The following is a 22,888-nucleotide window of genomic DNA, read 5'->3' on the forward strand; positions in this document are numbered from 1 at the left end:
TATCGTGGGAGGCGTTTCCCGTCCCGCCCGCTTCTTCCCCGGTCCGTCCAGTCCAGAAAGGCCGCAGCCCCCATGGTGCAGATCAAGAACCCCGAGCAGATCGCCAAGATGCGCGAGGCGGGGCTGGTCGTCGCCGCCATCCACGCGGCCACCCGCGAGGCCGCCGTGCCCGGCGCGACGACCAAGGACCTGGACCAGGTCGCCCGCAAGGTCCTCGCGGAGCACGACGCGAAGCCGAACTTCCTCGGGTACGGCGGCTTCCCCGCCACCATCTGCACGTCGGTGAACGAGGTCGTCGTCCACGGCATCCCGTCCGACGACGTGGTCCTCAAGGACGGCGACGTCATCTCCATCGACTGCGGCGCGATCATCGACGGCTGGCACGGCGACGCCGCCTACACGGCCTTCGTCGGCTCCGGTCACTCACCGGAGCTGATCGAGCTGTCCCGGGTGACCGAGGAGTCCATGTGGGCGGGCATCGCGGCCATGAAGCAGGGCAACCGCCTGGTGGACGTCTCCCGCGCCATCGAGACCTACATCCGCCGCCAGCCCAAGCCCGGCGGCGGCAGGTACGGGATCATCGAGGACTACGGCGGCCACGGCATCGGCACCGAGATGCACATGGACCCGCATCTGCTGAACTACGTCGACCGGCGCCGCGGCAAGGGCCCGAAGCTCGTCCCCGGCTTCTGCCTCGCCATCGAGCCGATGGTCTCCCTCGGCACCCCGCGCACCGAGGTCCTCTCCGACGAGTGGACCGTCATCACCACGGACGGCACGTGGTCCTCCCACTGGGAGCACTCGGTGGCCCTGACGGAACAGGGCCCGCTGGTCCTGACGTCCCCCGACGGGGGCAGGGCGAAGCTGGCCGAGTTGGGCGTCACGGCCGCGCCGGACCCCCTTGCATAACGATCTCGTATCCGGGGCAGACTTCCTCGTTTCGCCTTTCCGGGGTCGCTGACGTAGACTGACTCGTCGGCTCACGTGTGCCCGCATGTCCTGCGGGTTGCACGAGGAGTCGATCAAGGTAGTCGATTCGAAGGGCGAAGCGTGGCCAAGAAGCAAGGTGCCATCGAGATCGAGGGCACTGTCGTCGAGTCTCTTCCGAACGCCATGTTCAAGGTCGAGCTCCAGAACGGCCACCAGGTCCTGGCACACATCAGCGGCAAGATGCGCATGCACTACATCCGCATCCTCCCTGACGACCGGGTCGTGGTGGAGCTGTCTCCGTACGACCTGACGCGTGGCCGGATCGTCTACCGGTACAAGTAGATCTTGCCCACGTCCCGCGCGCCCCGCGTGCGGGTCCGCCGGCAACTGACCCGGAGAACCTCACACCCATGAAGGTCAAGCCGAGCGTCAAGAAGATCTGCGACAAGTGCAGGGTGATCCGCCGTCACGGTCGGGTCATGGTCATCTGCGACAACCCGCGCCACAAGCAGCGCCAGGGCTGACGCCTGACCGTTCCCTCCGCGATTCGCAGGACTTCGCGCGACGCGAGCTGAACATGTTCATACGCAGGACCCGGGCGAGCGATCGCCCGACACCCCCGGTTCGGAGGCCGGGGACCCGATCCGTACCTCATACGGCGGCCGGGGACCGGTTCTGTGGAAGACCTCCGACAACCAACTGGAGCCATTGAATGGCACGCGTTTCCGGTGTTGACATCCCGCGCGAAAAGCGCGTGGAGATCGCCCTCACCTACGTGTTCGGCATCGGCCGGACCCTCTCGCAGCAGACGCTCGCCGCCACCGGCGTGGACCCGAACACCCGTGTTCGGGACCTCTCCGAGGAGCAGCTCGTCGCGATCCGCGAGTACGTCGACAACAACATCAAGACCGAGGGTGACCTCCGTCGCGAGGTCCAGGCCGACATCCGCCGCAAGGTGGAGATCGGTACCTACCAGGGTCTCCGTCACCGTCGTGGTCTGCCCGTCCGCGGTCAGCGCACCAGCACCAACGCTCGCACCCGCAAGGGCCCGCGTCGCGCCATCGCCGGCAAGAAGAAGCCGGGCAAGAAGTAGTCCACAGCGGACTCGCCGTCCAGCGGTCTTCGCTGTAGGACCGACCACCTCCCGTAGGAGTTATAGATGCCCCCCAAGGGTCGTCAGGGCGCTGCCAAGAAGGTGCGCCGCAAGGAAAAGAAGAACGTCGCTCACGGCCACGCGCACATCAAGAGCACGTTCAACAACACGATCGTGTCCATCACGGACCCGACCGGCAACGTGATCTCCTGGGCCTCCGCCGGCCACGTCGGCTTCAAGGGCTCCCGGAAGTCCACGCCGTTCGCCGCGCAGATGGCCGCCGAGTCGGCAGCCCGCCGCGCGCAGGAGCACGGCATGCGCAAGGTCGACGTCTTCGTCAAGGGCCCGGGTTCCGGTCGCGAGACCGCCATCCGCTCCCTGCAGGCGACCGGCCTCGAGGTCGGCTCCATCCAGGACGTCACGCCCACCCCGCACAACGGCTGCCGTCCGCCGAAGCGTCGTCGCGTCTGATCTCGCCCCACGGCGACGTCGCTTCCACGCTTCACCAGGGTTTCGCGGGCGGTACGGCTCCTTCGGGTCGTGCCGCCCGTACCCTTGCAGTACAGAGTCGGGCGTCAAATAGCGGGCGCCCCTGACTGAAGGATCACCACATGCTGATCGCTCAGCGTCCCTCGTTGACCGAAGAGGTCGTCGACGAGTTCCGCTCCCGGTTCGTCATCGAGCCGCTGGAGCCGGGCTTCGGCTACACCCTCGGCAACTCCCTCCGCCGCACCCTCCTCTCGTCGATCCCCGGCGCTGCTGTCACCAGCATCCGCATCGACGGTGTCCTGCACGAGTTCACCACCGTGCCGGGCGTCAAGGAGGACGTCACCGACCTGATCCTCAACATCAAGCAGCTGGTCGTCTCCTCGGAGCACGACGAGCCGGTCGTGATGTACCTGCGCAAGCAGGGCCCGGGTCTGGTCACCGCCGCCGACATCGCGCCCCCGGCCGGTGTCGAGGTGCACAACCCCGACCTCGTCCTCGCCACGCTCAACGGCAAGGGCAAGCTGGAGATGGAGCTGACCGTCGAGCGCGGTCGCGGCTACGTCTCCGCCGTGCAGAACAAGCAGGTGGGCCAGGAGATCGGCCGTATCCCGGTCGACTCGATCTACTCGCCGGTTCTCAAGGTCACCTACAAGGTCGAGGCCACGCGTGTCGAGCAGCGCACCGACTTCGACAAGCTGATCGTCGACGTCGAGACCAAGCAGGCGATGCGTCCGCGTGACGCCATGGCCTCCGCCGGCAAGACCCTGGTCGAGCTGTTCGGTCTCGCCCGCGAGCTGAACATCGACGCCGAGGGCATCGACATGGGTCCGTCCCCGACGGACGCCGCGCTCGCCGCCGACCTGGCGCTGCCGATCGAGGAGCTGGAGCTCACCGTTCGGTCGTACAACTGCCTCAAGCGCGAGGGCATCCACTCCGTGGGTGAGCTCGTGGCCCGTTCCGAGGCGGACCTGCTCGACATCCGCAACTTCGGTGCGAAGTCCATCGACGAGGTCAAGGCCAAGCTGGCCGGCATGGGCCTCGCGCTGAAGGACTCGCCTCCCGGCTTCGACCCGACCGCCGCCGCGGACGCCTTCGGCGCGGACGACGACGCGGATGCGGGCTTCGTGGAGACCGAGCAGTACTGAGAGCTCGGGCCAGCTGGTCCGTTCTCGGGTGCGGGTGCGCTGTGGCTTGTCGCGCAGTTCCCCGCGCCCCTTCCGAGCACGGTCCCTCCGGGACCTTTGCTCGGATCTCCGACAGGCAACCGCCTGCTCGGATACTGACTCCGGTACCTGATACGGCCGGGGCAGACACCTAGGAGAAACACCATGCCGAAGCCCACCAAGGGTGCCCGTTTGGGCGGCAGCGCCGCGCACGAGAAGCTGCTCCTCGCGAACCTGGCGAAGAGCCTCTTCGAGCACGGCCGGATCACCACCACCGAGGCGAAGGCGCGCAAGCTGCGTCCGTACGCCGAGCGTCTGGTCACCAAGGCGAAGAAGGGCGACCTTCACAACCGCCGCCAGGTGCTCCAGGTGATCACGGACAAGAGCATCGTCCACACGCTCTTCACCGAGATCGGCCCGCGCTACGAGAACCGTCCCGGTGGCTACACCCGGATCACCAAGATCGGTAACCGTCGGGGCGACAACGCGCCCATGGCCGTCATCGAGCTGGTCGAGGCGCTGACCGTGGCGCAGCAGGCCACGGGCGAGGCCGAGGCCGCGACGAAGCGTGCCGCCAAGGACGCGGAGGGCTCCGCCGAGGTTTCCGAGGCCAAGGTCGACACGGCCAAGGCCGACGACGAGGCCGCGGACGAGGAGTCGAAGGACGCGTAAGCGTTCTGCCGGGTGGCTGTGCGATTGCGGCTGCGGCTTCGTCGTGGTTGCTCGCGCAGTTCCCCGCGCCCCTTAACGGCGTTTGCGGGTCCGTCCTTTTCAAGGGCGGGCCCGCTTTCGTGTTGCTGAGAGGATCTCTGGGTGAGTGATGAAGTTGAGGCCGGGTTCGTGCGGGTGCGGCTGGATCTCTCCTATGACGGGAGTGAGTTCTCCGGTTGGGCCAAGCAGGCCGGAGGTCGGCGGACCGTGCAGGGGGAGATCGAGGACGCGCTGCGGACGGTCACCCGGTCGGGGACGACGTACGAGCTGACCGTGGCGGGGCGGACCGACGCCGGGGTGCACGCCCGGGGGCAGGTGGCCCATGTCGACCTGCCGCGCGAGGTGTGGGCCGAGCACCACGTGAAGCTGCTCAAGCGGCTCGCCGGGCGGCTGCCCAGGGACGTACGGGTGTGGGCGCTCAGGGAGGCGCCCAGCGGCTTCAACGCCCGGTTCTCCGCGGTCTGGCGGCGCTACGCCTACCGGGTCACCGACAACCCCGGCGGCGTCGACCCGCTGCTGCGCGGGCACGTCCTGTGGCACGACTGGCCGCTCGACGTGGACGCCATGAACGAGGCCGCCCGGGGGCTGCTGGGCGGGCACGACTTCGCCGCCTACTGCAAGAAGCGGGAGGGGGCGACCACCATCCGGACGCTTCAGGAGCTGAGTCTCGCGCGGGGCGAGGACGGGATCGTCACCGCCACCGTGCGGGCCGACGCCTTCTGCCACAACATGGTGCGCTCGCTGATCGGGGCGCTGCTGTTCGTCGGCGACGGGCACCGCGGGCCCGACTGGCCGGCGAAGGTGCTGGCCGCCGGCGTACGGGACTCCGCCGTGCACGTCGTCCGGCCGCACGGGCTGACGCTGGAGGAGGTCGGCTACCCGGCCGACGAGCTGCTGGCCGCCCGGAACAAGGAGGCGCGCAACAAGCGGTCGCTGCCGGGAGCCGGCTGCTGCTGAACGAGGAGCGGGGAGTGGGGGCCGTCAGCCCTCCGCCGCCGCCGACGCCTGGGCCTCACCGCGGCGGCGGATCTGCCGGAAGGCGAACTCGGCCAGGTCGTCACCGGCCCGGAACACGCCGGTGGACTTCTCCGTGACGTCCTTGCCGTTCGTGAACCCGGCGACGGTGAAGTAGGCGTAGCGGCCGTAGGAGTTGGTGGTGGAGCGGCAGACGGCGCCGGTGCAGAAGGACGTGACGCCGCCGCCGGACAGGGAGCGCACGATGCTCCTCTTGTCGGCGTCCTTCTTGGCCTTCGTGGCCTGCGCCTCGCTGTCGAAGACGGCCACGCCGACGGTCACGGCCGTGTCGCCCTTGGTGTAGGTGACGCGGAGCAGGCGCGTGCACTTGTTGGCGTCGAGGACCTTCGGCAGGGTGGCCTGGGCGGCGGAGCCGCAGGTGCGGGTGTCGGCCGTCGGGCCCTTCTTGTACACCGTCTCGCCCATGGTGAGCTGGGTCCCGGGGAAGAGCAGGTCCGGGCTGAGCGGGGCCTTGTCCTTCTTGACGCTGGAGACGAAGTCCTTCGGGTCCAGCGGAGGCGGGGCGCTGGTCGGGGCGAAGGACGGCTCGGTGGCCGTCGCGCTGGGTATGTCCGCCGTCGAGGGGAGCTGCGAGGAGGGGCCGTCGGACGCCTGGTCCGAGCCGCCCGCCGAGACCACGGCCACCGCGACGGCACCGGCTATCGCCACGGTGGCCAGCGCGCCGCCACCGATGAGGAACAGCCGGCGCCGCTTGGCACGGGCCTCGGAGGCCTCGGCGAGGGCGGCCCAGTCCGGGGTGTCGTCACCGTTCCCGCTGTTCCAGGGCTGCTGCGACTGCTGGGACTGCGGCTGCTGCGATTGCGGTGTCCAGGGATCCCACTGCGACTGAGGTCCCCCCTGCCCAAAGCTCATGGGGCGCATCTTAGACGGGCCGAAGGGCGTGCTGGTGCGGGGACTTGGGGGGCCGAGGGCCTAGCGTTCCGTTCATGCGGAAGGGCAAAAGCGACATCTCCGGGTGGTTGGTGCGACCGGCGGGAGGGCATCCGTGGGCGGTGCTCGTGGCGGTGCTGGCGGCGACCGCCGCGCACGCGGCCCGGACCACCCCGGACGGCGGGATGGACAACGCGATCGTCGTGCGGGCGGCCCGCACCTGGCTGGCCGGCGGCTCCCCCTACGACGACCCGCACTTCCTCTATCTGCCGAGCGCCGTCCTGGCCGCCGTCCCGCAGGCGCTGCTGCCCGGCGCCGTGCTGCGGGTGCTGGTGCCGTGCGCGGTGACGGTCCTGCTGACCCTGGCCTGGGCCTGCGCGCTGCGCCTGCACCGGGTGCCGCTGGGCAGCCGCCTCGCGGTCCTCGGGCTGACCGGGCTCGCGCTGGGCTTCGCGCCGTTCGGGCACCTGGTGCGGCTCGGCAACTGGACGGTGACGGCGACGGTGGCGCTGCCACTGGCCCTGCTGCTGGCGAGCCGGGGGCGCTGGACGGGGGCGGGGGTCGTGATCGGGGCGGCGGTGGCGCTCAAGCCGCTGCTCGCGCCGGTCGTCCTGCTCTTCCTCTTCGCCGGGCGGTGGCGGGCGCTGGGCGCCGCCGTCCTGGTGCCGGCGCTGGTCTCCGCCGCGGCGGCCCTGGCGATGCCCGACCCGGCGGGCTTCTTCACCCGCACGCTGCCCTTCCTGCTGCACGGCGACGACGGCTTCGTACGGCTCTACGAGGCGTCCCCGGCCGCCGTACTGCCCCGGCTCGGGGTGCCGCCGGCGCTCGCGCAGGGGCTCGCGGTGGCGGCGGCCTCGGCCGGGGTGCTGTGCGCGTACCGGCGCTGGCGCCGCGCCGACGCCGGTCCGCTGCGGCTCGCGGAGACCGGCGCGGGGCTGATGCTCTCGGCGTTCCTGGTGTCGCGGCCGTCCTACGACCACTACCTCCTGGTCGTGCTGCCGCTGCTGCTCGCCGGGCTGCCCAGCGCCGGGTCGGTGGCCCGCGGGGTGTGGTTCTGGATCGCCCTGGTGCCCCAGGTGCCCGGTCTGACCTGGCCCTGGCTGGAGGGGGAGCGGCGGCGGGCCTTCCGGGACGCGTTCACGCTGTGCGTGCTGGCGGTGACGGTCGCCCGCCAGGCCGGGACCGGTGCGGCGGGTGCGGGCGAGCGGGTGCCACGGGGGCGTGCGCCGGAGCGGGAGCGGGCCGCGGCGGCCCCGTTTTGACCCGGCCGCCGGGGCCCGGGTATTCTGCACAGTCGTATGTGTATTGGCTTGCTCATTCTCACGTGAGGGGCCCTTACACCGGTCCACCGGGACCGATGACCAGCGACCTGCACGCGGTTTGCGTCACCGCAGTGCGGTCAGGGCTGTCGTGATCGTCTTCGGTGACCATGTCAGGACCACTCACTGAAGAAGCGAAGGCTACGAACCGTGCGTACGTACAGCCCCAAGCCCGGCGATGTGACGCGCCAGTGGCACGTCATCGACGCTCAGGACGTCGTCCTGGGTCGTCTGGCCTCCACTGCGGCCTCCATCCTGCGCGGCAAGCACAAGCCGATCTACGCGCCCCACGTCGACACCGGTGACTTCGTCATCATCATCAACGCCGACAAGGTGCACCTCTCGGGTAACAAGCGGAGCCAGAAGCTGGCGTACCGCCACTCCGGCTACCCGGGCGGCCTGCGCTCCGTGCGCTACGACGATCTGCTCGACAAGAACCCGGAGAAGGCCGTCGAGAAGGCCGTCCGGGGCATGCTCCCCAAGAACTCCCTGGGCCGTCAGATGCTCTCGAAGCTGAAGGTCTACAAGGGTGACCAGCACCCGCACGGCGCGCAGCAGCCGCAGCCGTTCGAGATCACCCAGGTCGCGCAGTAAGTCCGGCCACCCCCTAAGACTGAAGAGAATCTGAGGAGCATCGTGGCCGAGACCACTGCCGAGCAGCCGCTCGAAGAGCTTGACATCGACAGCTACACCACCGAGTCCGAGGTCCCCGTCGAGGGCGAGTACACCTCGGAGTCCCTGGCCTCCGCGTTCGGCGAGCCCCAGCCGGCCGCCGGCCTGGGCCGCCGCAAGAACGCCATCGCCCGTGTCCGGATCGTCCCGGGCACCGGCAAGTGGAAGATCAACGGCCGCACCCTCGAGGACTACTTCCCGAACAAGGTGCACCAGCAGGAAGTCAACGAGCCCTTCAAGGTGCTCGAGCTGGACGGTCGTTACGACGTCATCGCCCGCATCGCCGGTGGCGGTGTCTCCGGCCAGGCCGGCGCGCTCCGTCTCGGTGTCGCCCGCGCCCTGAACGAGGCCGACGTCGACAACAACCGCGGCGCGCTCAAGAAGGCCGGCTTCCTGCGCCGCGACGACCGCGCGGTCGAGCGGAAGAAGGCCGGTCTGAAGAAGGCCCGCAAGGCCCCGCAGTACAGCAAGCGCTAAGTCGTACCGGCTGTACTCCGAACGCCCCGGCGGCACGCCACTGTGCTGCCGGGGCATTCGTTTATCCCTGCCGTTGGGCGTATAACGGCACAAGACGTTCTAAGGCTTATGTGATCGTTGGTCGGGCGATGCGTGCCCGGGTCTTCGGGAGCCGACTGCGTGGGCCGCACTCATCGGCAGCCGCTTCCGGAATGACGTTTCCTCAGGAGGACAAGTGGGACGACTCTTCGGCACGGACGGTGTGCGCGGTGTCGCCAACGCGGATCTGACGGCCGAGCTGGCGCTGGGCCTCTCCGTCGCCGCGGCGCACGTACTGGCCGAGGCGGGCACCTTCGCCGGGCACCGGGCGACCGCGGTGGTCGGCCGGGACCCACGCGCCTCCGGGGAGTTCCTGGAGGCCGCCGTGGTCGCGGGCCTGGCCAGCGCCGGTGTGGACGTGCTGCGGGTCGGTGTGCTGCCGACGCCCGCGGTGGCCCACCTCACCGGCGCGCTCGGCGCCGACCTCGGCGTGATGCTGTCCGCCAGCCACAACGCCATGCCCGACAACGGCATCAAGTTCTTCGCCCGCGGCGGCCACAAGCTCGCCGACGAGCTGGAGGACCGCATCGAGTCCGTCTACGCCGAGCACCGCACCGGCGCCCCCTGGGACCGCCCGACCGGCGCCGGCGTCGGCCGCGTCCGGGACTACGACGAGGGGCTCGACCAGTACGTCGCCCACCTCGTCGGCGTGCTCCCCAACCGTCTCGACGGACTGAAGATCGTCCTCGACGAGGCGCACGGCGCGGCCTCCCGGGTCTCGCCCGAGGCCTTCGCGCGGGCCGGTGCCGAACTGGTCACCATCGGCGCGGTGCCCGACGGCCTCAACATCAACGACGGCTGCGGCTCCACCCACCTCGATCTGCTCAAGGCCGCCGTCGTCGAGCACGGCGCCGACCTCGGCATCGCCCACGACGGCGACGCCGACCGCTGCCTGGCCGTGGACCACACCGGTGCGGAGGTCGACGGCGACCAGATCCTCGCGGTGCTCGCGCTGGCCATGCGGGAGCGGGACGCGCTGCGGTCCGACACCGTGGTCGCCACCGTCATGTCCAACCTGGGCTTCAAGCTGGCCATGGAGCGCGAGGGCATCGAGTTCGTGCAGACCGGCGTCGGCGACCGGTACGTGCTGGAGGCGATGAAGGAGCACGGCTACGCCCTCGGCGGCGAGCAGTCCGGGCACGTCATCATCCTCGACCACGCCACGACGGGTGACGGCACGCTGACCGGCCTGATGCTGGCGGCGCGGGTCGCGCAGACCGGCCGTACGCTGCGGGACCTCGCCTCCGTGATGGAGCGGCTGCCGCAGGTGCTGGTCAATGTGCCGGACGTGGACAAGTCGCGGGTGAGCACCTCTGCCGAGCTGGCCGCGGCGGTGTCCGAGGCGGAGCGGGAGCTGGGGAGCACCGGGCGGGTGTTGCTGCGTCCCTCCGGGACCGAGCCCTTGGTGCGGGTGATGGTGGAGGCTGCCGACATCGAGCAGGCTCGGTCTGTGGCGGGGCGGTTGGCCGATTCGGTGAAGTCCGCGCTCGGTTAGTTTTCGGGGCCGGGGCCGGGGCCGGGGCCGGGGCCGGGGCCGGGGCCGGGGCCGGGTCCGAGGTGGGGGTTCTGTGTGATGCGGGCTGCGGGTCCGTTGTGGCTGGTCGCGCCCGCGCGGCGGAGCCGCATATCAGCAGAGCCCCGCGCCCCTAGGAGGGCTTGCTCATCCGGCCTTGTTGGGTTGACCAGAGGGCCTTCTGGGCCAGCAAGGTCAGGGTTCCGGCTACCACGATGCCTGCCAGGTTGAGCAGGAGTTGTTCGGTGGAGCCCACCGTCTGGTTGGTGTCGCCGAAGCTCAGGGCGACGGCGGCGTTCGCGGCCGCCGGGACCGTGGTGACGGAGATGGCGACGCCCACCAGGGCGCCGGACTTCGCCGAGGTGAGGGACAGCGTGCCCGCGATGCCGGCGAGGACCGCCACCACGAAGGAGAAGGCGTCGGGGGCGTAGACGAAGCCGGTGTTGGGGCGGTCGCCCTCCAACTTGCCCTCGCTGAACAGGTCGAGGGCGGACATGATCCAGCTGAAGCCCACCGTCACCGCCATCGCCACGGCGAAGCCCACCAGCAGGGCGATCGCCGAGCGCAGGGCGAGCCGCGGGGCCCGCTGGACGATCGCCGTGCAGATCCCGGCCAGCGGGCCGAACTCCGGGCCGACCGCCATCGCGCCCACGATCAGGATCGCGTTGTCGAGGACGACACCGCAGGCCGCGATCATCGTGGCCAGCGTGATGAAGGCGACGTAGGTGATGGAGAGCGTCGACTCCTCGTGCGTCGCCTCCTCCAACTGCTCCCACAGCACCGCGTCGGCGGCCTCGCCGGGCGCGTCCCGCTCCGCCTGGTCGGCGCGCTCGGACAGCGACAGGTCGATGTTCTCGGCGGTGATGGCGCCGCAGTTGGCGATGCCCAACGCCCGCAGCCCGTTGATGAGTTCGTCACCGGCCTCGCGGGCCACGTCGCACATGACGACGTCGCCCTCGGGTTCGCGGGCGGCGCCCGGCAGCACGACGAGATGGGTGGTGCCGACCGTACGGTCGATCAGGCGGACCACCTCGTCGGTGCGGTCGGCGGGAGTGATCAGGCGCAGATGCAGCATCCGGTATTTCTATCGCGTCGCCCGCCGCGGCCCGGCACCCGCCGCCCGCCTCACAACTTGCGCAGGCTCAGCCGCTGCACGGTGTGGTCGGGGCCCTTGCGCAGCACCAGGGTGGCCCGGCCCCGGGTGGGGGCCACGTTCTCCACCAGGTTGGGCTTGTTGATGGTGCGCCAGGTGGTCCGGGCGTAGTCGAGGGCCTCCTCCTCCGACACCTGCGTGTACTTGCGGAAGTACGAGGACGGGTTCTGGAAGGCGGTCGCGCGCAGCTTGCGGAAGCGGTTGAGGTACCAGCGCTCGATGTCCTCGGTGCGCGCGTCCACGTACACGCTGAAGTCGAAGTAGTCGGCGAGTCCGACCCTGGTACGGCCGTCCTTGCCGGGCAGCGCGGGCTGGAGCACGTTGAGGCCCTCGACGATCAGGATGTCGGGGCGGCGGACGACGAGGCGCTGGTCCGGGACGATGTCGTAGGTGAGGTGGGAGTAGACCGGGGCGGTCACCTCGGCCTTGCCCGCCTTGATGTCCGCGACGAAGCGGGTCAGCGCCCTGCGGTCGTACGACTCGGGGAAACCTTTCCGCGACATCAGGCCCCGCGCCTCCAGTTCCCGCGTCGGCAGCAGGAAGCCGTCCGTGGTGACCAGTTCCACGCGCGGGTGCTCGGGCCAGCGGGAGAGCAGCGCCTGGAGCAGGCGGGCGACGGTGGACTTGCCGACCGCGACCGAGCCGGCGACCCCTATGACGAAGGGGGTGCCGGACTGGGAGCCCTGCTCGCCGAGGAACGTGTTCAGCGCGCCGCGCAGCGTGTCGGTGGCGCCGACGTAGAGGTTGAGGAGCCGGGACAGCGGGAGGTAGATGTCCCGCACCTCGTCGAGGTCGATGACGTCGCCGAGGCCGCGCAGCTTCTCGACCTCCTCGGCGGTCAGCGGCAGCGGCGTCTTGTCGCGCAGCGCGCTCCACTCGGGGCGGGTGAGGTCGACGTAGGGAGTCGCCTCCGGCCGATGCCGGTGGGCGCTCCGGGGGATCGAGGGGACCGGAGAGATCACAGTCCATTGTTAACGGAGTACGAACGGGGCGGCAGGTGGGGTGCGTCACGCCCCGGTGGGATCACGGTCGGGTCTCGGGTGACCGGTTTCGATCGTGCGTGCGAGTGCCATAGGTAAGGTGCGGGCAAAGTCGACCGGATTCACACCTCTGTCCCGACGTGACGCGACGGAATCCGGCGCAATCCGCCATCACCGGACCCTTCGGTCCCACCCGCATCCTGACGAAAGAGTGCCGACGTGAGTTCGACCGCTGTCCGCCGTACCGTCCTCGCGGCCTTTGCCGCCGCCCTGGCCCTGCTCGCCACCGCCTGCGGCGGGTCGTCCGACGGCGACTCCGCGGCCGGTGACGGCAAGGCGAAGGCGGAGCAGTCCGCCCCGGCGGAGGGTGCCGAGGAGTCCGCACCGGCGGGCAAGGCGCTGACCGCCGAGGAACTGGAGAAGGTCGCCCTGGCCCAGGCCGACGTCAAGAACGGCGAGGTCGCCACCGAACTGTCGGCGGACGACCAGGTGGCCAAGGACCGGATCTCGGCGGACGACCAGGCATGCCTGCCGCTCGTCCACGTCCAGGGCGCGGTGGCCCAGGGCGAGCCGGCGGCGGACGTGCAACGCTCCTGGCAGGGCCAGTCGGAGTCGCCCTCCGAGAGCAAGGGCCCGGACGGCCAGGACATGACCGACATCGACGTGAACAAGATCATGCTGAACGTGGCCTCCTACGCGGACGGCGGCGCCGAGGAGGCGATGGCGGGCCTGAAGGCGGCCGTCGAGAAGTGCGCGGACGGCTTCGACGCCACCGTGGGCGGCGACAGGATGCGGGTCACCAAGGTGAGCGGCCTGGATCGCCTCAAGGCCGGCGACGAAGGGCTGACCGTCGACATCGGTGTGGCCACCGGCGAGGACACCGACGGGCTCATGAAGCTCGTCGTGGTCCGCAAGGGCGCCACCCTCGCCACCTTCAGCGCCGTCAACCTCTCCTCGATGATGACCGGCGCGCAGTTCGAGGTCCCCGCCGAGGTCGTCGACGCGCAGGTCGCCAAGCTCGGCTGACAAGCCGGAGACCGGCGGGCGGCGTTCGTACCCCGGTGGGAATTTCCGATTTCGGGCACAGGAAGCCCGCTGTGCGGCCGCCGCCGCGCCGATCCTGCTCGTAGGCTGCCGCTTATGTGCGGAATCGTGGGATACGTAGGGCCTCAGTCGGCGCTCGACGTCGTGATGGCCGGACTGAAGCGGCTCGAATACCGGGGATACGACTCGGCGGGCGTCGCCGTGCTCGCCGACGGCGGCCTCGCCACCGCCAAGCGGGCCGGCAAGCTCGTCAACCTCGACAAGGAACTGTCCGAACACCCGCTGCCGTCCGCCGCCACCGGCATCGGCCACACCCGCTGGGCCACCCACGGCGGGCCCACCGACGCCAACGCCCACCCGCACCTCGACAACGCGGGCCGGGTGGCCGTGGTGCACAACGGCATCATCGAGAACTTCGCGCCGCTGCGGGCCGAGCTGGCGGAGCGCGGCCACGACCTGCCCTCCGAGACCGACACCGAGGTCGTCGCCCACCTGCTCGCCGAGGAGTACTCGGCCTGCACCGACCTGGCCGAGGCGATGCGGCTGGTGTGCCGGCGGCTGGAGGGCGCGTTCACCCTGGTCGCGGTGCACGCGGACGCGCCGGACGTGGTGGTGGGCGCGCGCCGCAACTCCCCGCTCGTGGTGGGCGTGGGGGAGGGCGAGTACTTCCTCGCCTCGGACGTCGCGGCCTTCATCGCCCACACCCGGGACGCCGTCGAGCTGGGCCAGGACCAGGTCGTCGAACTGCGCCGGGACGAGGGCGTCAGCGTCACCGCCTTCGACGGCACCCCGGCCGAGGTCCGCTCCTACCACGTCGACTGGGACGCCTCGGCCGCCGAGAAGGCCGGCTACGCCTCCTTCATGCTCAAGGAGATCGCCGAGCAGCCGAAGGCCGTCGCCGACACCCTCCTCGGCCGCATCGACGGCTCCGGCACGCTGAGCCTGGACGAGGTGCGCATCCCGCCCCAGGTGCTCCGGGAGGTCGACAAGGTCGTCGTCGTCGCCTGCGGTACGGCCTTCCACGCCGGACTGATCGCCAAGTACGCCATCGAGCACTGGACGCGGATCCCCTGCGAGGTGGAGCTGGCCAGCGAGTTCCGCTACCGCGACCCGATCCTCGACCAGCAGACCCTGGTCGTCGCGATCTCCCAGTCCGGCGAGACCATGGACACCCTCATGGCCCTGCGCCACGCCCGCGAACAGGGCGCCAGGGTCCTCGCCATCTGCAACACCAACGGCTCGACGATCCCCCGCGAGTCCGACGCCGTGCTCTACACCCATGCGGGCCCCGAGGTCGCCGTCGCCTCCACCAAGGCCTTCCTCACCCAGCTCGTGGCCTGCTACCTGGTCGCCCTGTACCTGGGCCAGGTGCGCGGCACGAAGTACGGCGACGAGATCGGCGACGTGGTCCGCGACCTGTCCGGCATCTCCGGCGCGGTCGAACAGGTCCTGGGGACCATGGACCCCGTGCGCGAACTGGCCCGCTCCCTGGCCCACAAGAAGACGGTGCTCTTCCTCGGCCGGCACGTCGGGCACCCCGTCGCCCTCGAAGGCGCCCTCAAGCTCAAGGAGTTGGCGTACATGCACGCGGAGGGCTTCGCGGCGGGCGAGCTGAAGCACGGGCCGATCGCGCTGATCGAGGAGGACCTGCCGGTCGTCGTGGTGGTGCCGTCCCCGCGGGGGCGGTCGATCCTGCACGACAAGATCGTGTCCAACATCCAGGAGATCCGCGCCCGCGGCGCCCGCACCATCGTCATCGCCGAGGAGGGCGACGAGGCGGTCGTCCCCTACGCCGACCACCTCGTCCGGATCCCGGCCACCCCGACCCTGCTGCAACCCCTGGTGGCCACGGTGCCCTTGCAGGTCTTCGCCTGCGAACTGGCCACGGCCCGCGGCAACGAGGTGGACCAGCCGCGCAACCTCGCGAAGTCGGTGACGGTGGAGTAGGCGGAGTCGGCCCCCCTTCCGGCCCCTGGCAGCGGGTCGCCCTCGTGCTCCGCGCAGGGGGCCGGGGGAGGCCGGACCGGAGCCGGAGCGCCTTGGGGTCAGTCCCCCCGCACGTCCCGCCAGGCCCGCGGGATCGCCTCGGCCACTGACCCGGAGGGCCTTGGGGTCAGTCCCCCCGCACGTCCCGCCAGGCCCGCGGGATCGCCTCGGCCACGTCGTGAGCCCCCGCCGGTGCCCCCTCCGTCGCGAAGCGGCCCGCCAGACCGTGCAGGTACGCGCCCACGCTTCCGGCGTCCAGCGCCGCGAGGCCCGCCGCGAGCAGCGACCCCGCCAGGCCGGACAGCACGTCCCCGCTGCCGGCCGTGGCCAGCCACGAGGTCCCCGTGGCGTTGACCCGGACGGGGCCGCCCTTCGCACCGGCCACCAGCGTCGTCGAGCCCTTCAGCAGCACCGTCGCCCCGTAGCGGGCCGCCAACTCGCGCACCGCGGCCAGCCGGGCCCCCTCGACCTCCTCCCGGGCCACCCCGAGCAGCGCCGCCGCCTCCCCGGCGTGCGGGGTCATCAGCGTCGGGGCCGTACGCGCCCGTACCGCGTCCGCGTCGGCCAGCCGCAGCCCGTCCGCGTCGATCAGCACCGGCACCTCGGCCGCCAGCACCTCAGCCACCGTCGCCGCGTCGTCACCGGCGCCCGGCCCGACCACCCACGCCTGCACCCGCCCCGCCCGCCTCGGCCCCTGGTCGGACACGAGCGTCTCCGGGTAACGGGCGATCACCGCGTCCCCGGCCGGGCCGACGTACCGCACCGCCCCGGCCCCGCCCCGCAGCGCGCCCGCGACGGCGAGCACGGCCGCGCCGGGGTAGCGGGCCGACCCGGCGGCGATGCCCACGACCCCGCGCCGGTACTTGTCGCTCTCGGCCGCCGGAACCGGCAGCAGGCGTGCCACGTCCGTGTGCTGCAACGCCTCCAGCTCGGCCGCCTCGGCGGGCAGCGGCAGGCCGATGTCCACCAGCCGCACCGCCCCCGCGTACTCCCGCGCCGGATCGATCAGCAGCCCCGGCTTGTGCGTCCCGAACGTCACCGTCAGGTCGGCGCGGACCGCCTCCCCCCGCACCCGACCCGTGTCCGCGTCGACACCGCTCGGCAGGTCGACGGCGACGACGGCGGCCCGGGAGCGCGCGGCCGCGTCCGCCAGCGGCACCGCCGCCTCCCGCAGCCCGCCCTTGCCGCCGATCCCGACGATGCCGTCCAGGACCAGGTCGGCCCGCGCGATCGCCTCGCCGGCGGCGCCGGACGCCCCGCCCTCCACGACCCGCCCGCCGGCCCGCCGCAGCGCCGCCAGCCCGCCGGCGTGCGCCCGGTCCGGCGCGAGCAGCACCGCCGTCACGCCCGCGCCCCGCCGGGCCAGACGGGCGCCCGCGTACAGGGCGTCGCCGCCGTTGTCGCCACTGCCGACCAGCAGCACCACCCGGCTGCCGTAGACCCGCCCGGCCACCCGGGCCAGCACCTGGGCGCAGGCGGCGGCCAGCCCGGCCGCGGCCCGTTGCATCAGCGCCCCCTCCGGCAGCCGTGCCATCAGCTCCCGTTCGGCGTTCCTGACCGTTTCCACGCTGTACGCAGTCCGCATGCCGTCGAGTCTTCCCCGTACGCCGGGAACACGCACGGCCCTCGTCGGGCGGGACCCGCGATGAGGGACAGTGGTCTCATGAGCGGCGGCGACGACGAGACGGCACAGGTGATGACCTCGCTCGGGGCACGCCTGCGTGCCGTCCGGCAGGCCCGCGGGCTCACGCTGGCCCAGCTCGCCGCCGCCACCGGCATCTCCGTGAGCACCCTGTCCCGGCTGGAGTCGGGGCAGCGCGAGCCGGGGCTGCGGCACCTGCTGCCGCTGGCCCGGGCACACCGGCTGCCCCTGGACGACCTCGTCGGCTCGCGCACCGGCGACCCCCGCGTCCACCCCCGCCCCTTCACCCGGCACGGACAGACCTGGGTCCCGCTCACCCGGAACCCCAACGACGGCCTGCACGCCTACAAGCAGATCCTCCCCGCCCCGGCCGCCCCGCGGACCGAGTGGACGCCCCGCCCCGAACAGGGATCGCACGAGGGCCACGAGTGGCTCTACGTCCTCTCCGGCCGCCTGCTCCTCGCCCTCGGCGAGCACGACCTGGTCCTGACGGCGGGGGAGACAGCCGAGTTCGACACCCGCGTCCCGCACGGCGTCGCCAACGCCGGGGACCGGCCCGTCGAGTGGCTCGCCCTGTACGGCGCACAGGGCGAGCGCATGCACATCCGGGTCCGCCCGACCACCGACTGACGGCACCGGGATCCGGGCCCGGACCACCGGGACCGTACGGCGGACCACGCCCCGGGCGGGGCCGTGCCCGGCGACGCACCGGCACCCGCCACCGGGCAGCCGCAACGAGCCACCGCGACGTCCCCGCGTTCCCGCACCCCGGCGGACCGGGGTCGCGGACGCGGACGCGGACGGAGACGCAGACGTGGATGTGGATGCGGATGCGGATGCGGACGTGGACGCGGGCACCCATGTCCGCGGCCCTCTCCGGCGTTCTTCAAGGGCCGTGCGGGGCCGGGGCTTGACGCGAGCCGTTCCGCCGCACACACCCCCCTAACCCTCCGCGATCACCACCGCCGACGCGATCCCCGCGTCATGGCTCAGCGAGACGTGCCACGACGCCACGCCCAGCTCCGCCGCCCGCGCCGCCACCGTCCCCGTGACCCGCAGCCGCGGCTGCCCGCTGTCCTCGACGTACACCTCGGCGTCCGTCCACAGCAGGCCCGCCGGTGCGCCCAGCGCCTTGGCCAGCGCCTCCTTCGCGGCGAAGCGGGCGGCGAGCGAGGCGACGCCCCGGCGGCCGCCGCCGGGCAGCAGCAGCTCGCTCTCCAGGAAGAGCCGCCCCGCCAGGGCCGGTGTGCGCTCCAGCGACGCCCCGAACCGCTCGACCTCGGCCACGTCGATCCCGACCCCGATGATGCTCATGTCCGGCACCCTAACCACAGCCCGGCGCCCACCACCTTCGGGCGGCGCGGAGCGGGGGCGGCCGGGTGCTCTGAGAGACTGGGGGCACGATGAGTGAGACAGCTGCTCGGCGGGACGCGGTACTGCGCGCCCGGGCCGAGATCGACCTGGCCGCCCTGCGGGCCAACGTCCGCGCCCTGCGCGAGCGGGCCCCCGGGGCGGCTCTCATGGCCGTCGTCAAGGCGGACGCCTACGGCCACGGCGCCCTCCCCTGCGCCCGTGCCGCCGTCGAGGCGGGCGCGACCTGGCTCGGCACCGCCACCCCGCAGGAGGCCCTCGCCCTGCGGGCGGCGGGGGCCGGAGTGCCGGACGACGTACGCGTCATGTGCTGGCTGTGGACACCGGGCGGGCCCTGGCGGGAGGCCGTCGAGGCCCGTCTGGACGTGTCCGTCAGCGCGATGTGGGCCATGGAGGAGGTCGTCGGGGCGGCACGGGCGGCCGGGGTGCCCGCGCGCGTGCAGCTCAAGGCCGACACCGGACTCGGCCGGGGCGGCTGCCAGCCCGGCGAGGACTGGGCGGAGCTGGTCGGGGCCGCCCTGCGCGCCGAGGGGGAGGGGCTGGCGCGGGTCACCGGGCTCTGGTCCCACTTCGCCTGCGCCGACGAGCCCGGCCACCCCTCCATCGCCGCGCAGCTCACCCGCTTCCGGGAGATGACGGCGTACGCCGAGCGGCAGGGCCTGCGTCCCGAGGTGCGGCACATCGCCAACTCGCCGGCCACCCTCACCCTCCCCGACGCCCACTTCGACCTCGTACGGCCCGGCATCGCGATGTACGGCGTCTCGCCCAGCCCCGAGATCGGCACGCCCGCCGACTTCGGGCTGCGCCCCGTGATGACGCTGGCCGCCTCGCTGGCCCTGGTCAAGCAGGTCCCCGGCGGCCACGGCGTCAGCTACGGGCACCACTACACCACCCCGGGCGAGACCACCCTCGGCCTCGTCCCGCTCGGCTACGCGGACGGCGTCCCGCGCCACGCCTCCTCCACCGGCCCCGTCCTGGTCGACGGCAAGTGGCGCACGGTCGCGGGGCGGATCGCGATGGACCAGTTCGTCGTCGACCTGGGCGGGGACCGGCCCGCGCCGGGCGCCGAGGCGGTGCTGTTCGGGCCCGGCGACCGTGGCGAGCCCACCGCCGAGGACTGGGCCCAGGCGGCGGGCACCATCGGGTACGAGATCGTCACCCGGATCGGAAGCCGCGTCCCGCGCGTCTACGTCAACGAGTGACCGGTCGACGGCGACGCGCGTCCAGGTGAATCAGCGATCGGCAGCGGGTAGGCGCACAACGGCCCGGTGAACCCGGTGAACCCGGTGAACCCGGCGAACCCGGTGAACCCGGTGACCCGGTGAAGAGGAGCGGTGTACGTGAGCGAGAGCAGCGGGGAGGCCGTCGCGGCGGCCGTCGCCTCCGCCACGGAGGCCGCCGCCGAGGCCGCCGCCGGCGGCTGGCGCCGGGCGACCGGCATCGCCGGGGTCGCGATAGGCGTGGTCGCGGCGGGCGCCGCGGCCGGAGTGGCGATAGAACGGCTCACCGTCGGCCGCGGGATGCGCCGCAAGGCCCGCCTCGCCCTCGACTCGGCGGGCCCGTACGGCGGTCTGCGCGGCACCCCCGGCAAGGCGTACGCCGAGGACGGCACCGAGCTCTACTACGAGGTCGACGACCCCGACCCGGAGACCGGGGCCGACCGCGCCCCGCGCCGCAGGCGGCTGTTCGGCCGCAAGGCCCCCGCGCCCGTCACCGTCGTCTTCAGCCACGGCTACTGCCTCAACCAGGACTCCTGGCACTTCCAGCGGGCGGCCCTCAGGGGCGTCGTCCGCACCGTCTACTGGGACCAGCGCAGCCACGGCCGGTCCGGACGGGGCGTGGCCCAGACGCGGGACGACCGGCCGGTCAGCATCGAGGAGCTGGGCCGCGACCTGAAGGCCGTCATCGACGCCGCCGCACCCGAGGGCCCGATCGTGCTGGTCGGGCACTCCATGGGCGGCATGACCGTGATGGCGCTGGCCGACGCCTTCCCCGAGCTGATCCGCGAGCGCGTCGTCGCCGTCGCCCTCGTGGGCACGTCCTCCGGGCGCCTCGGCGAGGTCAACTTCGGGCTTCCGGTGGCCGGCGTCAACGCGGTGCGGCGGGTGCTGCCGGGCGTGCTCAAGGCGCTGGGGCAGCGGGCCGAGCTGGTGGAGCGGGGACGGCGGGCGACGGCGGACCTGTTCGCCGGGATCATCAAGCGGTACTCCTTCGCGTCCCGGGACGTCGACCCGGCCGTGGCCCGCTTCGCCGAGCGGATGATCGAGTCGACGCCGATCGACGTCGTCGCCGAGTACTACCCGGCCTTCAACGACCACGACAAGACCGAGGCGCTCGCCCACTTCGCCGGCCTCCCGGTCCTGGTCCTGGCCGGGGTGCGGGACCTGGTGACGCCGAGCGAGCACAGCGAGGCGATCGCCGGCCTGCTGCCGGACGCGGAGCTGGTGCTCGTCCCCGACGCGGGGCACCTGGTGATGCTGGAGCACCCCGAGCTGGTCACCGACCGCCTCGCCGACCTGCTCGCCCGCGCGGGCGCCGTGCCGGCAGCGGCTACCGTGGACGGCTATGGAAGCACCAGCAGCAGCACGGGGCCCGGCTGAGCCCTCCGGTCCCTCCTCGGTCCCGTCCCCCGGCGCCCCCTCCCCGGACGTCGCCCCGCCCGGCGTCGAGATCACCGTCACCTCGCCCGAGCAGATGCGGGAGCTGGGCCGCCGGCTCGCCAAGCTGCTGCGCGCCGGGGACCTGGTCATGCTCAGCGGCGAGCTGGGCGCGGGCAAGACCACGCTGACCCGGGGGCTCGGCGAGGGCCTCGGCGTGCGGGGCGCGGTGACCTCCCCGACCTTCGTGATCGCCCGTGTGCACCCGCCGCTCGGCGACGGTCCGCCGCTCGTCCACGTGGACGCCTACCGGCTGTCCGGCGGCCTGGACGAGATGGAGGACCTCGACCTCGACGTCTCCCTGTCCGACTCGGTGATCGTGGTCGAGTGGGGCGAGGGCAAGGTCGAGGAGCTGACCGAGGACCGGCTGCGGGTCCGGATCGACCGGGCCGTCGGTGACACCGCCGACGAGGTGCGGCACGTGACGGTGACCGGCCTCGGCGAGCGGTGGGCGACGGCCGACGTCAGCGTCCTCACCGGCTGAGCCGCCCGGCGGCGCCCCTCCCGACGGGATTTCCCGACGGGATTTTCCGACAGGGCGTCGGCAAAAGATTGCGTTCCGGGTCTCGCGCGTGGTCACATGGTACTCAGTTCGTAGTTAGGCATGCCTTACTGCGCCCGCCCCCGAGCTCCAGGAGGCGTCCATGTCGTCCACGTCCCAGGCCCAGCCGCAGGGCCGCCCGAGCCCTCAGTCGTCCGCGTCCACCGGGGTGTCGATGCGGGACCTGCTCGCCTCCTGCGCCGCCGCGGCGGCGGTCTCCACGCCACCGACCGCCCCCGAGCCGGGGACGCGCCGGACGGTTCGCGACCGGCCGGGCCACCACCGCGACGACCGCGACCACCGCGAGGCCGCCTGACACCCGGCGGCAGCCGCCCGCCCGCCCCGCCGCGCAAGCCCCACCGGTCCCACCGGTCCCACCGGTCCCACCGGTCCCACCGGTCCCACAGGGCCCACAGGGCCCGCGGCGCTCCGCGCGCGTCTTCAGGGGACGACGACGACCTGCCGTCCGATCGTCGCGAACTTCCACATCGCGTCGCCGTCCGCGCGCGTCTCGCGGATGCCGCCGGTGGGCCGGTCCGGGTCGGGCCGGGCCGTCGAGCCGTCGACCGCCGCGCTGAACCCGATGGCCACGCCCTGGGCGCCGGCGAAGCGCACCACGTGCTCGACGGGGATGCCGTCGGACCCGGTGACCAGCTTGGACCGGGACGTGACCGTGTAGGCGCCCGGCGTCGGATCGACCGTACTGGGAGTGACCTCGAAGGTGCGCCGCACCTCGTTCCCGGGGCCGACCAGCCACACGCGGTCGTCGTCCACGGAGTACACCACCCGTTCACCCGTTCCGGACATCGTGGGCAGGGCGTCGGGGTGCCGGCGGTCGCGCGGCGCCTTGGCGGCGCCCGGGGCGGGGCTGGTGGTCGCGCGGGTCGTCGGGCCGAGGTCGGCCGGGGCGCCGACGGACGCCTGGTGGCCGAGGACGCCGATGGTCACGAGGGCCGCCATGGTGAGGCCGGTGACGATACCGGCGCTGCTGCTTGCCACTGCGACCACCTCGTCGTCGTACTCGTGCGTCCCGCGTGCCGTGCCTCCGGGCGACGGTAGCAGTAGGTGAGCGAGCGGACGCGGAGCGCGACACCGGGTGAGCGGGTGGTGCCGGTCGAGCGGTACCCGAGGTTGTCCACAGGGCGTCCGACACGGGTCCCGCGG

The 22,888-nt window shown here is 72.4% G+C and carries 25 protein-coding genes; 19 read left to right on the top strand and 6 right to left on the bottom strand.

What is annotated here, in order from left to right:
• The first annotated feature begins 72 nt into the window (after positions 1-72).
• The 8 genes from map (at position 73) to truA (ending at position 5,343) form a co-directional block, all read left to right on the top strand.
• Positions 73-909, top strand: coding sequence for a type I methionyl aminopeptidase (gene map / locus IE94_RS0101440; protein WP_030145482.1), 837 nt, complete (start codon positions 73-75; stop codon positions 907-909).
• 141 nt (positions 910-1,050) lie between these two features.
• Positions 1,051-1,272 carry a translation initiation factor IF-1 gene (infA, locus tag IE94_RS0101445; protein ID WP_003948620.1) on the top strand — a complete coding sequence of 74 codons (222 nt, stop codon included), beginning with the start codon at positions 1,051-1,053 and terminating at the stop codon, positions 1,270-1,272.
• 68 nt (positions 1,273-1,340) lie between these two features.
• Positions 1,341-1,454, top strand: a complete 114-nt coding sequence (gene rpmJ / locus IE94_RS0101450; protein ID WP_003974245.1) for a 50S ribosomal protein L36 — start codon at positions 1,341-1,343, stop codon at positions 1,452-1,454.
• 188 nt (positions 1,455-1,642) lie between these two features.
• Positions 1,643-2,023 carry a 30S ribosomal protein S13 gene (gene rpsM / locus IE94_RS0101455; protein ID WP_003974244.1) on the top strand — a complete coding sequence of 127 codons (381 nt, stop codon included), beginning with the start codon at positions 1,643-1,645 and terminating at the stop codon, positions 2,021-2,023.
• 66 nt (positions 2,024-2,089) lie between these two features.
• Entirely contained in the window at positions 2,090-2,494 is a 405-nt protein-coding gene (gene rpsK / locus IE94_RS0101460; protein ID WP_003948617.1) for a 30S ribosomal protein S11, read from the top strand.
• Between the two features lie 140 nt (positions 2,495-2,634).
• Positions 2,635-3,657, top strand: coding sequence for a DNA-directed RNA polymerase subunit alpha (locus tag IE94_RS0101465; protein WP_003966937.1), 1,023 nt, complete (start codon positions 2,635-2,637; stop codon positions 3,655-3,657).
• 183 nt (positions 3,658-3,840) lie between these two features.
• Entirely contained in the window at positions 3,841-4,347 is a 507-nt protein-coding gene (gene rplQ / locus IE94_RS0101470; protein ID WP_030145483.1) for a 50S ribosomal protein L17, read from the top strand.
• A 141-nt stretch (positions 4,348-4,488) separates the two neighbouring features.
• Positions 4,489-5,343: a tRNA pseudouridine(38-40) synthase TruA gene (gene truA / locus IE94_RS0101475; RefSeq protein ID WP_030145484.1), complete on the top strand. Its 855-nt coding sequence runs from the start codon at positions 4,489-4,491 to the stop codon at positions 5,341-5,343.
• Between the two features lie 24 nt (positions 5,344-5,367).
• Here truA and IE94_RS0101480 read toward each other — a convergent pair whose 3' ends face one another.
• Positions 5,368-6,273: a hypothetical protein gene (locus tag IE94_RS0101480; RefSeq protein WP_030145485.1), complete on the bottom strand. Its 906-nt coding sequence runs from the start codon at positions 6,271-6,273 to the stop codon at positions 5,368-5,370.
• Between the two features lie 74 nt (positions 6,274-6,347).
• Between IE94_RS0101480 and IE94_RS0101485 the strand changes: the two genes are divergently transcribed.
• The 4 genes from IE94_RS0101485 to glmM all read left to right on the top strand — a co-directional run bounded on the left by IE94_RS0101485 (position 6,348) and on the right by glmM (position 10,332).
• Positions 6,348-7,553 (top strand): glycosyltransferase family 87 protein, encoded by a 1,206-nt coding sequence (locus IE94_RS0101485; RefSeq protein ID WP_245235146.1) that lies wholly within the window; start codon positions 6,348-6,350, stop codon positions 7,551-7,553.
• Positions 7,554-7,760: 207 nt separating this feature from the next.
• Positions 7,761-8,204, top strand: coding sequence for a 50S ribosomal protein L13 (gene rplM, locus IE94_RS0101490; RefSeq protein ID WP_030145487.1), 444 nt, complete (start codon positions 7,761-7,763; stop codon positions 8,202-8,204).
• Positions 8,205-8,246: 42 nt separating this feature from the next.
• Positions 8,247-8,759, top strand: coding sequence for a 30S ribosomal protein S9 (rpsI, locus tag IE94_RS0101495; protein WP_030145488.1), 513 nt, complete (start codon positions 8,247-8,249; stop codon positions 8,757-8,759).
• 214 nt (positions 8,760-8,973) lie between these two features.
• Positions 8,974-10,332 (top strand): phosphoglucosamine mutase, encoded by a 1,359-nt coding sequence (gene glmM, locus IE94_RS0101500; protein ID WP_030145489.1) that lies wholly within the window; start codon positions 8,974-8,976, stop codon positions 10,330-10,332.
• A 151-nt stretch (positions 10,333-10,483) separates the two neighbouring features.
• Here glmM and IE94_RS0101505 read toward each other — a convergent pair whose 3' ends face one another.
• Positions 10,484-11,425, bottom strand: a complete 942-nt coding sequence (locus IE94_RS0101505) for a DUF389 domain-containing protein (RefSeq protein WP_030145490.1) — start codon at positions 11,423-11,425, stop codon at positions 10,484-10,486.
• Positions 11,426-11,475: 50 nt separating this feature from the next.
• A complete protein-coding gene (gene coaA / locus IE94_RS0101510; protein WP_030145491.1) occupies positions 11,476-12,465 on the bottom strand; it encodes a type I pantothenate kinase in 990 nt (329 codons plus the stop codon).
• A 237-nt stretch (positions 12,466-12,702) separates the two neighbouring features.
• Here coaA and IE94_RS0101515 point away from each other — a divergent pair, with 237 nt between their 5' ends.
• Positions 12,703-13,509 (top strand): hypothetical protein, encoded by an 807-nt coding sequence (locus IE94_RS0101515; protein ID WP_030145492.1) that lies wholly within the window; start codon positions 12,703-12,705, stop codon positions 13,507-13,509.
• A 114-nt stretch (positions 13,510-13,623) separates the two neighbouring features.
• Positions 13,624-15,474, top strand: a complete 1,851-nt coding sequence (gene glmS / locus IE94_RS0101520) for a glutamine--fructose-6-phosphate transaminase (isomerizing) (protein WP_030145493.1) — start codon at positions 13,624-13,626, stop codon at positions 15,472-15,474.
• 166 nt (positions 15,475-15,640) lie between these two features.
• Here glmS and IE94_RS0101525 read toward each other — a convergent pair whose 3' ends face one another.
• The gene (locus IE94_RS0101525) at positions 15,641-17,098 is read right to left on the bottom strand and encodes a bifunctional ADP-dependent NAD(P)H-hydrate dehydratase/NAD(P)H-hydrate epimerase (protein WP_030145494.1); all 1,458 of its coding nucleotides are present in this window, start codon (positions 17,096-17,098) and stop codon (positions 15,641-15,643) included.
• 78 nt (positions 17,099-17,176) lie between these two features.
• Between IE94_RS0101525 and IE94_RS0101530 the strand changes: the two genes are divergently transcribed.
• Positions 17,177-17,785: a helix-turn-helix domain-containing protein gene (locus IE94_RS0101530; protein ID WP_030145495.1), complete on the top strand. Its 609-nt coding sequence runs from the start codon at positions 17,177-17,179 to the stop codon at positions 17,783-17,785.
• A 312-nt stretch (positions 17,786-18,097) separates the two neighbouring features.
• On the opposite strand, the gene IE94_RS0101535 is transcribed toward IE94_RS0101530, so the two are convergent.
• Positions 18,098-18,469: a holo-ACP synthase gene (locus IE94_RS0101535; protein ID WP_030145496.1), complete on the bottom strand. Its 372-nt coding sequence runs from the start codon at positions 18,467-18,469 to the stop codon at positions 18,098-18,100.
• An 89-nt stretch (positions 18,470-18,558) separates the two neighbouring features.
• Here IE94_RS0101535 and alr point away from each other — a divergent pair, with 89 nt between their 5' ends.
• From alr to IE94_RS0101555, 4 genes are all read left to right on the top strand, one after another.
• A complete protein-coding gene (gene alr / locus IE94_RS0101540; RefSeq protein ID WP_030145497.1) occupies positions 18,559-19,728 on the top strand; it encodes an alanine racemase in 1,170 nt (389 codons plus the stop codon).
• A gap of 138 nt (positions 19,729-19,866) precedes the next feature.
• Positions 19,867-21,126, top strand: coding sequence for an alpha/beta fold hydrolase (locus IE94_RS0101545; RefSeq protein WP_030145498.1), 1,260 nt, complete (start codon positions 19,867-19,869; stop codon positions 21,124-21,126).
• On the top strand, positions 21,092-21,667 hold the full coding sequence (tsaE, locus tag IE94_RS0101550; protein WP_167343932.1) for a tRNA (adenosine(37)-N6)-threonylcarbamoyltransferase complex ATPase subunit type 1 TsaE: 576 nt from the start codon (positions 21,092-21,094) through the stop codon (positions 21,665-21,667). Before IE94_RS0101545 ends, tsaE begins: the two co-directional genes overlap by 35 nt.
• A 160-nt stretch (positions 21,668-21,827) precedes the next feature.
• Complete coding sequence (locus IE94_RS0101555; protein WP_037921433.1) at positions 21,828-22,040, top strand: hypothetical protein; 213 nt, start codon at positions 21,828-21,830, stop codon at positions 22,038-22,040.
• 125 nt (positions 22,041-22,165) lie between these two features.
• Here the strand turns inward: IE94_RS0101555 and IE94_RS0101560 are convergent, their stop codons facing one another.
• Positions 22,166-22,723 (bottom strand): hypothetical protein, encoded by a 558-nt coding sequence (locus IE94_RS0101560; RefSeq protein ID WP_030145501.1) that lies wholly within the window; start codon positions 22,721-22,723, stop codon positions 22,166-22,168.
• Positions 22,724-22,888 lie beyond the last annotated feature (165 nt).

The organism is Streptomyces violaceorubidus (assembly GCF_000717995.1).
Classification (GTDB): Bacteria; Actinomycetota; Actinomycetes; order Streptomycetales; family Streptomycetaceae; genus Streptomyces; species Streptomyces violaceorubidus.

What these genes read in the sequence shown, in the direction of transcription:
- rpmJ (WP_003974245.1), top strand. Translation starts at nt 1,341, where the DNA reads ATGAAGGTCAAGCCGAGCGTCAAGAAGATCTGCGACAAGTGCAGGGTG.
- IE94_RS0101530 (WP_030145495.1), top strand. Translation starts at nt 17,177, where the DNA reads ATGAGCGGCGGCGACGACGAGACGGCACAGGTGATGACCTCGCTCGGG.
- map (WP_030145482.1), top strand. Translation starts at nt 73, where the DNA reads ATGGTGCAGATCAAGAACCCCGAGCAGATCGCCAAGATGCGCGAGGCG.
- IE94_RS0101535 (WP_030145496.1), bottom strand. Translation starts at nt 18,469, where the DNA reads ATGAGCATCATCGGGGTCGGGATCGACGTGGCCGAGGTCGAGCGGTTC.
- IE94_RS0101480 (WP_030145485.1), bottom strand. Translation starts at nt 6,273, where the DNA reads ATGAGCTTTGGGCAGGGGGGACCTCAGTCGCAGTGGGATCCCTGGACA.
- rplQ (WP_030145483.1), top strand. Translation starts at nt 3,841, where the DNA reads ATGCCGAAGCCCACCAAGGGTGCCCGTTTGGGCGGCAGCGCCGCGCAC.
- IE94_RS0101485 (WP_245235146.1), top strand. Translation starts at nt 6,348, where the DNA reads ATGCGGAAGGGCAAAAGCGACATCTCCGGGTGGTTGGTGCGACCGGCG.
- alr (WP_030145497.1), top strand. Translation starts at nt 18,559, where the DNA reads ATGAGTGAGACAGCTGCTCGGCGGGACGCGGTACTGCGCGCCCGGGCC.
- glmS (WP_030145493.1), top strand. Translation starts at nt 13,624, where the DNA reads ATGTGCGGAATCGTGGGATACGTAGGGCCTCAGTCGGCGCTCGACGTC.
- tsaE (WP_167343932.1), top strand. Translation starts at nt 21,092, where the DNA reads ATGGAAGCACCAGCAGCAGCACGGGGCCCGGCTGAGCCCTCCGGTCCC.
- rpsM (WP_003974244.1), top strand. Translation starts at nt 1,643, where the DNA reads ATGGCACGCGTTTCCGGTGTTGACATCCCGCGCGAAAAGCGCGTGGAG.
- IE94_RS0101555 (WP_037921433.1), top strand. Translation starts at nt 21,828, where the DNA reads ATGTCGTCCACGTCCCAGGCCCAGCCGCAGGGCCGCCCGAGCCCTCAG.
- IE94_RS0101465 (WP_003966937.1), top strand. Translation starts at nt 2,635, where the DNA reads ATGCTGATCGCTCAGCGTCCCTCGTTGACCGAAGAGGTCGTCGACGAG.
- IE94_RS0101525 (WP_030145494.1), bottom strand. Translation starts at nt 17,098, where the DNA reads ATGCGGACTGCGTACAGCGTGGAAACGGTCAGGAACGCCGAACGGGAG.
- IE94_RS0101505 (WP_030145490.1), bottom strand. Translation starts at nt 11,425, where the DNA reads ATGCTGCATCTGCGCCTGATCACTCCCGCCGACCGCACCGACGAGGTG.
- rpsK (WP_003948617.1), top strand. Translation starts at nt 2,090, where the DNA reads ATGCCCCCCAAGGGTCGTCAGGGCGCTGCCAAGAAGGTGCGCCGCAAG.